A 7,435-nucleotide genomic window follows, 5' to 3' on the forward strand; every position below is an offset into this window, starting at 1 on the left:
TTGCCCGCGATGATTACTCAACGTGCGAAAAGCCCGACAACTTGGCCTTTTGCGATAACGTGATCGCGCATGGCGGATAGGACCGCGTCTCGGCTGGCTCCGGGGTCTAAATCGAGCGTTGCGGTATCGAGGGCGAACACCTGAAAATGATAGTGGTGCGGCGGGTCACCAACCGGGGGTTTAGGGCCGAAGTAACCGGTAGCACCGGTATCGTTTTGGCCCTGCTTTGCGTCGATTGGGTCTTTCAGCAACGGTTCTGTCGGCAACCCTTCGCGCAACGCAGTGACCGAGGCGGGCAGGTCGTAAAGCACCCAGTGATTGAAAGGTTTCGGCTCGGCTGCGTCAGGGTCATCGGCAATGATGACATAAGATTGCGTGGCCTCGGGTGCCTTATCCCATGACAACGCCGGGGACGCGTTGTCGCCATCGGCTGCATTCACCAAGGGGATTTTACCATCCTCGGCAAAGCCAGCTTTCACGGCAATGGTGGCATCGGTCGCAAACATGTCGAAAGCAATCGGCGAGACTGGCGGTGGTAAAAGCGGGTCAGGGGTCACAGTTGCCGCATTGTCGTCGGCCGAGGCGTCTGTAGCGGGGTTGGCTGAGGTCAGCAGATAGATGATGCCGCGATCGTCATCGGACACAAAGAACGCACCGTCTTTGGCAACTGCAACGCCCGAGAGCCGCCCGAGGTAGCCGTAGCTGTCGCCTTCGCCCTGAACGAGGAAACCGCTCAGAAGGGGTTCTATGCCGACAGGTTGGCCACGCTCAAAATCAACGCGGACCACTTCATAACCCGAAGGCGGGCGGCGGTTCCACGAGCCGCGCATTGCGACAATCGCGTCGCCCTGCCAATCTGGAAACATCGCGCCGTCATAAAACGCCATCTGCATCGGCGCACTGTGCGCGGTGTAGCCAAGCACGGGTTTGGTTGAGTGTTTTGCCCATGTTTCCAAGCTCATGCCGTTGGGCGGATTGTCTTGTGGATTGAACTCATTCATGCCGAAGATGTAGGGCCAGCCATACTTTTGATCTTGGCGGATATGATTTAGCTCCTCAATCTGCGCATCGTCGCCAAGCCAATCAATGCCGTGATCCATGCCCCAAAGCTGGCCTGAACCCGGCTGCCAATCAAAACCGATGGTGTTGCGCAAACCGCTTGCAAAAATCGTGCGGCTTGATCCATCTGGTTTGGCACGCAAGATCGTGGCACTTTCAGGATTGGTCTCGGCGCAGGCGTTACAGGTCGAACCTGCCGAGATGTAAAGCATCCCATCCGGCCCCAAACCAAGCGTGCGATTGGGGTGCTGGCCGCCGTCTGGCAGATCGTTGATAATCCGTTGCAGCGCACCAAAGCTGCCATCTTCGGCCACGTCCGCTACATAAACATCGTTGACGGCGGCGAGATAAACCTTGTCGCCCGCAAAGGCGATGCCATGCATGCCGGGCCTGCTTGCCACGGTCACGGGCGCATCGGCGCGACCATCGCCATCGGCATCCTTCAGCATCACAACATCGCCAACGCTGCGGCGGGTGGCGTAGAGCACTCCGGCATCTGACACCGCCAGCATGCGGGGATTGATCAGATCGCGCGCGAAGACCTCAACCTTGGTGCCTTCGGGCGCAGTTATCATGCTGGTAAGCTTGGCGTCGTCAGGCTCGTCTATCGGGCTGGGTTCAAGTACGGATCCGGTGATCGTCGCGTTGGAATAGAGCCCGACTTCGCCCTTAACCTGCGCCAAAGCGGCAGAAGCAGAGGTCAGTAGAAGCAGTGAGGTCGCGAGGTGTACTGGGCCTGCTACAATGGGCTTCATAACTAATCTCCCGTGGTGCCGACGCACCCGCTATGATGGATTCAGCGCGACAACGAGAGGACGCGGAATAACGTTCCGCAGAATTTTTGATTGATCCATCAACTTTCATAGGCACGCTTCAAACCTCGGTTGGCCGCATTGCGACGCCCTAAGGCTGAGGCTGGAACTGATCGTGGAACAATACCTTCACAACTTTGTTGTCCATCACAGGGTCGCTTGGTCGGCCTCCCCTGTCTCATACGCAACATTCAGGACAATTAATGCAGCCAGCTATTCCATACTCCGCGCATGTCGAAACGGCGGCCCCAGATGAGGCCGAGACGATCCAAGGTCTAAAAGGCGCCCTGACCGAAATCCTCGAGACGACCTCTGCGCATTACGGCCATGCTGTGCGTTCGGTCCATGCCAAAAGCCACGGCCTTATTGCGGCAACGCTAGAGGTGTTGCCGGATTTGCCAGAAGAATTGGGGCAGGGTGTATTCGCAAACCCCGGGCTTTTTCAAGCCGTTCTGCGGATTTCCACCAATCCGGGTGATCTGTTGCCGGACTCGATCTCCCTGCCTCGCGGCATCGCATTGAAGGTGATTGGCGTCGAAGGTGACAGGCTCGAAGACAGCCCGGGTGGCTCGCAGGATTTTATAATGGTCAACGGCCCGGTGTTTGCTGCAATAGACCCGGAAAGCTTCCTGAAGAACCTGAAACTGCTGGCCAAAACCACGGATCGTGCGACTTGGGCCAAGGTGGCGCTGTCCTCGGTGCTGCGCGGCACAGAAAAGGCGCTAGAGGCTGTTGGCGGTGAAAGTGGCATCCTTAAAGCACTGGGCGGTGCGCCTAACGTCCATCCGTTGGGGGAAACCTACTATAGTCAAACCGCGTTTCGTCATGGCGATTACGTAGCCAAATACCAACTGGTTCCGGCGTCGCCCAATCTTACCCGGCTGACAGGGGCGGAAATTGATGCTGGCGACGACCCGGACGCCATTCGCAAGCAAGTGGACATCGCGATGATGGGTGGCGGCACTTGGGATTTTCGGGTGCAACTTCGCCGCGACGCCAAAAACATGCCCGTCGAAGATGCGACGGTGCTATGGAGCGAGGAAATTAGCCCGTTCCAAACCGTCGCGCGTCTGCACGCCGCACCGCAACGTGGCTGGACCGATGCGCGCGCCGCTTTAGTTGACGACTCGATGCGTTTCACCGTGTGGACGGGGCTAGAGGCGCATCGGCCGCTGGGTGCGATCAACCGGGTGCGCAAGCCCGTCTATGATATGTCGAGCGCGTTCCGCGAACAGTTCAACCACTGCCCAATCCACGAGCCGACCGCAATCGTGCTGCCCGAGGGAACCTGAAAATGAAGCAATACGAACCTGCACCAAGTGAGCCGGAACGAGACCAAAACCCTGACACGCCATTTTATCCCCATCCCACAGGCGGCTGGGGCTCTGTGCGCAGCGTGCTGCGGCAGCTTGGCACTGCAACCGCGTCGCCCGCCGTGCTTGACACGCTCTGGCACCAAAACAAGCCACGCGGCCATATGTGCACTTCTTGCGCCTGGGCAAAACCAGCCTCTCCACACGTGGTCGAATTTTGCGAAAATGGAGCCAAGGCGACGATTTGGGATCATACCCGCGACCGATGCGGGCCCGCGTTTTTTGCCAAGCACACTGTGACAGAACTGCGTGACTGGCGTGACCATGATCTCGAGATGCAGGGCCGCCTGACGCATCCAATGCGTTACGATGCCGCCAGCGATCACTATGTTGAGACGAGTTGGGAGGAAGCTTTCACCGCCATCGGCACAAAACTGAGGGTCTTAGACCCCAAATCAACCGTGTTCTACGCGTCTGGCCGCGCCAGCCTTGAGACCTCGTATCTGTGGGCATTGTTCGCACGACTTTATGGCCACAACAACCTGCCCGACAGCTCCAACATGTGCCATGAGACGACCAGCGTGGCGTTGAAGCAAAAGATCGGGTCGCCCGTCGGCACCTGTGTGCTAGAAGATTTTGAGACTTGTGATCTATTGCTTTTTTTCGGCCAGAACACGGGCGCAAACAGCCCGCGCTTTTTGCACACTCTGCAACAGGCGCGCCGACGTGGCTGCAAAGTCATTACCTTCAACCCGGTGCGTGAACGCGGCTTGATCGAATTCATCAATCCGCAGAACCCGGCGCAGATGCTTACCGGAAGCAGCACACAAATCTCGGACATATACCTGCAGGTCAAACCCGGCGGAGACATAGCAGCCATTGCTGGCATCGCTAAGCATTTGTTTGCGTTAGAGGATGAGACAGGCAGCGTGTTGGACGCCCAGTTCCTGACCGAACATACCAGTGGCCGGTCGGAGTATGAGGCATGGCTGCGTGGATTGGATTGGGACGCGATCGAGGCAAGCTCTGGCCTGTCCAGTGCCGATCTGATGCAGGTGGCCAAAATTTATGCAACCTCAGAGCGGGTAATTGGCGTCTTCGGCATGGGGCTTACGCAGCATGTCGGCGGTGCACAATCCATCGGGATGCTGATCAACCTGCTGTTAATGCGCGGCAATATGGGGCGACCCGGCGCGGGTATATGCCCGGTGCGCGGGCATTCGAATGTGCAAGGGCAACGCACGGTTGGCATTTCTGAAAAGCCCGATCTGGTGCCGCTTGACATATTGGCGCGGCAGTTTGGCTTTGAGCCTCCGCGCGAAGAAGGCATGACAAGCGTCGATGCGGCACAGGGCGTCCTCGACGGTAGTGTGAAAGCTTTTTTGAGCCTCGGCGGCAATTTTGCCCGGGCGATCCCGGATCAAGGCCGCACCGATCCGGCTTGGTCACAGTTGGAGTTGAACGTGCAGGTCGCGACGAAACTCAACCGCTCGCATGTGTTGGTCGGCGACGGCGCTTGGCTTTTGCCCTGCCTTGTCAGAGGCGAGGAAGACCGTCAGGCGAACGTGCCGCAAGCGGTGTCTTTGGAAGACAGCCTCAGCCACATCCACGGCTCGATTGGCCGCCGCAAACCAGCAAGTGACAGTCTGCGTTCCGAACCCGCGATCATTGCAGGGTTGGCGACAGCTACATTGCCCGAAAACCCAAAGGTTCGGTGCCATCAGTGGGTAAGCGATTATGGCCAGATCCGCGAGCTTATCGCCGATACCTACCCAGAGCTGTTTCAAGACTATAATGACCGGATGTTTCAACCGGGTGGGTTTTATAAGGGCAACCCGGTGCGAGATCGCACATGGAAAACCGCCAGCGGCAAAGCCGAGTTTACCACGCCCGACAGTCTGAGCGCGCTTGGAACGAAACCCGGCGGCGGCGTGTATACCCTGATGACGCTGCGGTCGAATGACCAGTTTAACACCACGATCTACGGCTATCGCGACCGGCTGCGCGGCTTAGACACTGACAGAATGATCGTGCTGATGTCGCCCGCAGAAATCACAGCGGCAGGGCTTCGTGAGGGTCAGGAAGTGGCGCTGGTCAGCGCGCATGACGACGGCCATTCACGCCGACTTGGTGGCCTGCGCTTGATTGCCTACGATTTGCCAATGGGATGCGTGGCGGCTTACTACCCCGAGTCGAACGTGCTGGTGCCGCTCGAACTTTATGATACCGCGTCCAAAACCCCCGCGTTCAAGGGCGCTCCTGTCAGGCTAGAGATAGACAGTGAGGCTTTGCCAAAAGAACCTAAGGCCCCCCGATAAATCGTCAGTTGCACACAGATAAGGCGAGCACTGGCATCACAGTCCAGACCGCTGCGACCAAGGCAGCGTACGCAAGTGTGGTTGCCGTGATTTGCACAAAACGAGACTGTGAAGGCGCGTAGCGTACGGCAATCAGCAGCAAAATCTGCAGCGCAATCGTCACTGCTGCAGCCGATAGCAGGACCGGGCGCGCGTCAAGATGCGTCGGCCAATGTTGCGAACATGCGAGCCCTTGCAACGCATAAACCCCCGAAAATCCAGTCAGCCACACGGTAATTGGCAGCGACAGGCGCAAGATTTCGATCATCCAAACCCTCCCGGCAGCCATGCCGCTGCGAGTGCGACCAAACCAGTGGCCGCAGTGAAATCAGCCCATAGCGCCACGATGCGCGCCTCGCCAATGCGAATGGCCGACGCATACCCCGCCGCCACCCGCGCGATAAGATAGCCAAGCATGATCACTGTTAGCGCCGTATGAAGCAACACATGGCCCGCCAGCAGCCACAGCGTCGCGTCATAGGCGTGGCCTGCAGGGTTTGGCCGGTTCGCCATGATGGTAACGGCTGCGGCCGCAAGCGCCATCGCTCCCAAAACGCCAAGGCCAATCGCAGGCCAAGCCGCGCGACCTTGCTTGATTTGACTTACAGCAAGGCGGGGACCGAGTGTCAGTGCCCCGGCCCCGACCAGCGCCAGCATGACGCTCCATAGGCTTGGCTCCAGATAAGAGTGTGGTGGCCAATTCGGTGCCACCGTCCACAAAAATGCGTATCCGAACAGCAGCGAGCCAAAATGCACCCCGTCCGCGAGCAGCAGGAACAGCGAACCCCACCACCCCGGCGGGTCAGCACTTTCAGACGCCAGCGGCAGCCTCACACCGTGCCCTGCATCCACGAGCCCCTCGTCCGTGCGTGACCCCAGACCCCAAGCCCAGTAAAGCGACACCGTGACAACACCCAAAAGCGCAATACCTGAGAGAGCATACGCTCCGAAAAGCGGAGCCAGAAATGACGTGCTGGTGACGACAGCAAGCAGCACCGGCAGCCGCGAATTGCCCGGCAGCACCGCCACTTGCGCGGGTGTGCCCTGCGCGGTCGCCACGATCAACGTTTCGCGCCGGTTCCGCGAGGCATCGCCTAAATAACCTTCCCCACGTGCGATGCGCAGGGCAAGATCGGGGTCATTGTGCAACGGATAGCGCGCCTTGACGATCGGGATAGACGCAAACCCATAGGCCGGAGACGGAATAGCCGCAGCCCATTCCAGCGTCCCAGCCCCCCAAGGATTACGTCGCCCCCTTATCGCCACAAACGCGTTCACTGCGACGTCGAGGATGACCAGCGCAAAACCGATTGCCATAACGAAAGACGCAACCGACGCCACGAAGTTCAGCGCCTCCCACCCCTGCCCCGCGTCATAAGTCCAAGTGCGCCTGCGCTGACCCAGCAGTCCCGCCATATGAACCGCAAGGAAGGTGATATGAAACGCCGGCACCACCAGCCAAAACGCCACCTCGCCCAGTTTAAAAAAGCGAGTCCGCCCGGTCAGCAACGGCAAGAAGTAATAGATCGCCGCGATCATCGGAAAAACATAGCCGCCGATCAGGACATAATGCAAATGCGCCACCACGAAATGCGTGTCGTGGACCTGCCAGTTGAACGGCACCACAGCCAGCATCACACCCGTCAGTCCGCCGATAACAAAAGTTGCAAAGAACCCCATGATCCAAAGCAACGGCAATTCCATCCGCGCGCGGCCCTTCCACAGCGTGCCGATCCACGAAAAAATCATCACCGACGTCGGCACCGCAACCAGAGTTGAGGCAGCTGAGAAGAACGCCAGCCCCATATGCGGAATGCCAGTGGTGAACATGTGATGCACCCAAAGACCGAAGCTGAGCACCGCCAGCGACACGGCCGCGGCCACAACCCAGCCG

5 protein-coding genes are annotated in these 7,435 nt (G+C 58.7%); 2 read left to right on the top strand and 3 right to left on the bottom strand.

The window, feature by feature from the left end:
• Positions 1 to 17: 17 nt before the first annotated feature.
• Complete coding sequence (locus JWS10_RS20650) at positions 18 to 1,814, bottom strand: YbhB/YbcL family Raf kinase inhibitor-like protein (RefSeq protein ID WP_299509777.1); 1,797 nt, start codon at positions 1,812 to 1,814, stop codon at positions 18 to 20.
• A 260-nt stretch (positions 1,815 to 2,074) separates the two neighbouring features.
• Here JWS10_RS20650 and JWS10_RS20655 point away from each other — a divergent pair, with 260 nt between their 5' ends.
• Together JWS10_RS20655 and JWS10_RS20660 are read left to right on the top strand one after the other, a co-directional pair.
• The gene (locus JWS10_RS20655; RefSeq protein WP_299509779.1) at positions 2,075 to 3,163 is read left to right on the top strand and encodes a catalase family protein; all 1,089 of its coding nucleotides are present in this window, start codon (positions 2,075 to 2,077) and stop codon (positions 3,161 to 3,163) included.
• A gap of 2 nt (positions 3,164 to 3,165) precedes the next feature.
• Positions 3,166 to 5,502: an FdhF/YdeP family oxidoreductase gene (locus JWS10_RS20660; RefSeq protein WP_299509781.1), complete on the top strand. Its 2,337-nt coding sequence runs from the start codon at positions 3,166 to 3,168 to the stop codon at positions 5,500 to 5,502.
• A 4-nt stretch (positions 5,503 to 5,506) separates the two neighbouring features.
• Here the strand turns inward: JWS10_RS20660 and JWS10_RS20665 are convergent, their stop codons facing one another.
• Positions 5,507 to 5,809 carry a hypothetical protein gene (locus tag JWS10_RS20665; RefSeq protein WP_299509783.1) on the bottom strand — a complete coding sequence of 101 codons (303 nt, stop codon included), beginning with the start codon at positions 5,807 to 5,809 and terminating at the stop codon, positions 5,507 to 5,509.
• On the bottom strand, positions 5,806 to 7,435 hold a 1,630-nt coding region (locus JWS10_RS20670), incomplete at its 5' end, for a cbb3-type cytochrome c oxidase subunit I (RefSeq protein WP_299509786.1). The genes JWS10_RS20665 and JWS10_RS20670, both read right to left, overlap by 4 nt.

Source organism: Cypionkella sp. (assembly GCF_028290025.1).
Classification (GTDB): domain Bacteria; phylum Pseudomonadota; class Alphaproteobacteria; order Rhodobacterales; family Rhodobacteraceae; genus Cypionkella.

What these genes read in the sequence shown, in the direction of transcription:
- JWS10_RS20665 (WP_299509783.1), bottom strand. Translation starts at nt 5,809, where the DNA reads ATGATCGAAATCTTGCGCCTGTCGCTGCCAATTACCGTGTGGCTGACT.
- JWS10_RS20655 (WP_299509779.1), top strand. Translation starts at nt 2,075, where the DNA reads ATGCAGCCAGCTATTCCATACTCCGCGCATGTCGAAACGGCGGCCCCA.
- JWS10_RS20660 (WP_299509781.1), top strand. Translation starts at nt 3,166, where the DNA reads ATGAAGCAATACGAACCTGCACCAAGTGAGCCGGAACGAGACCAAAAC.
- JWS10_RS20650 (WP_299509777.1), bottom strand. Translation starts at nt 1,814, where the DNA reads ATGAAGCCCATTGTAGCAGGCCCAGTACACCTCGCGACCTCACTGCTT.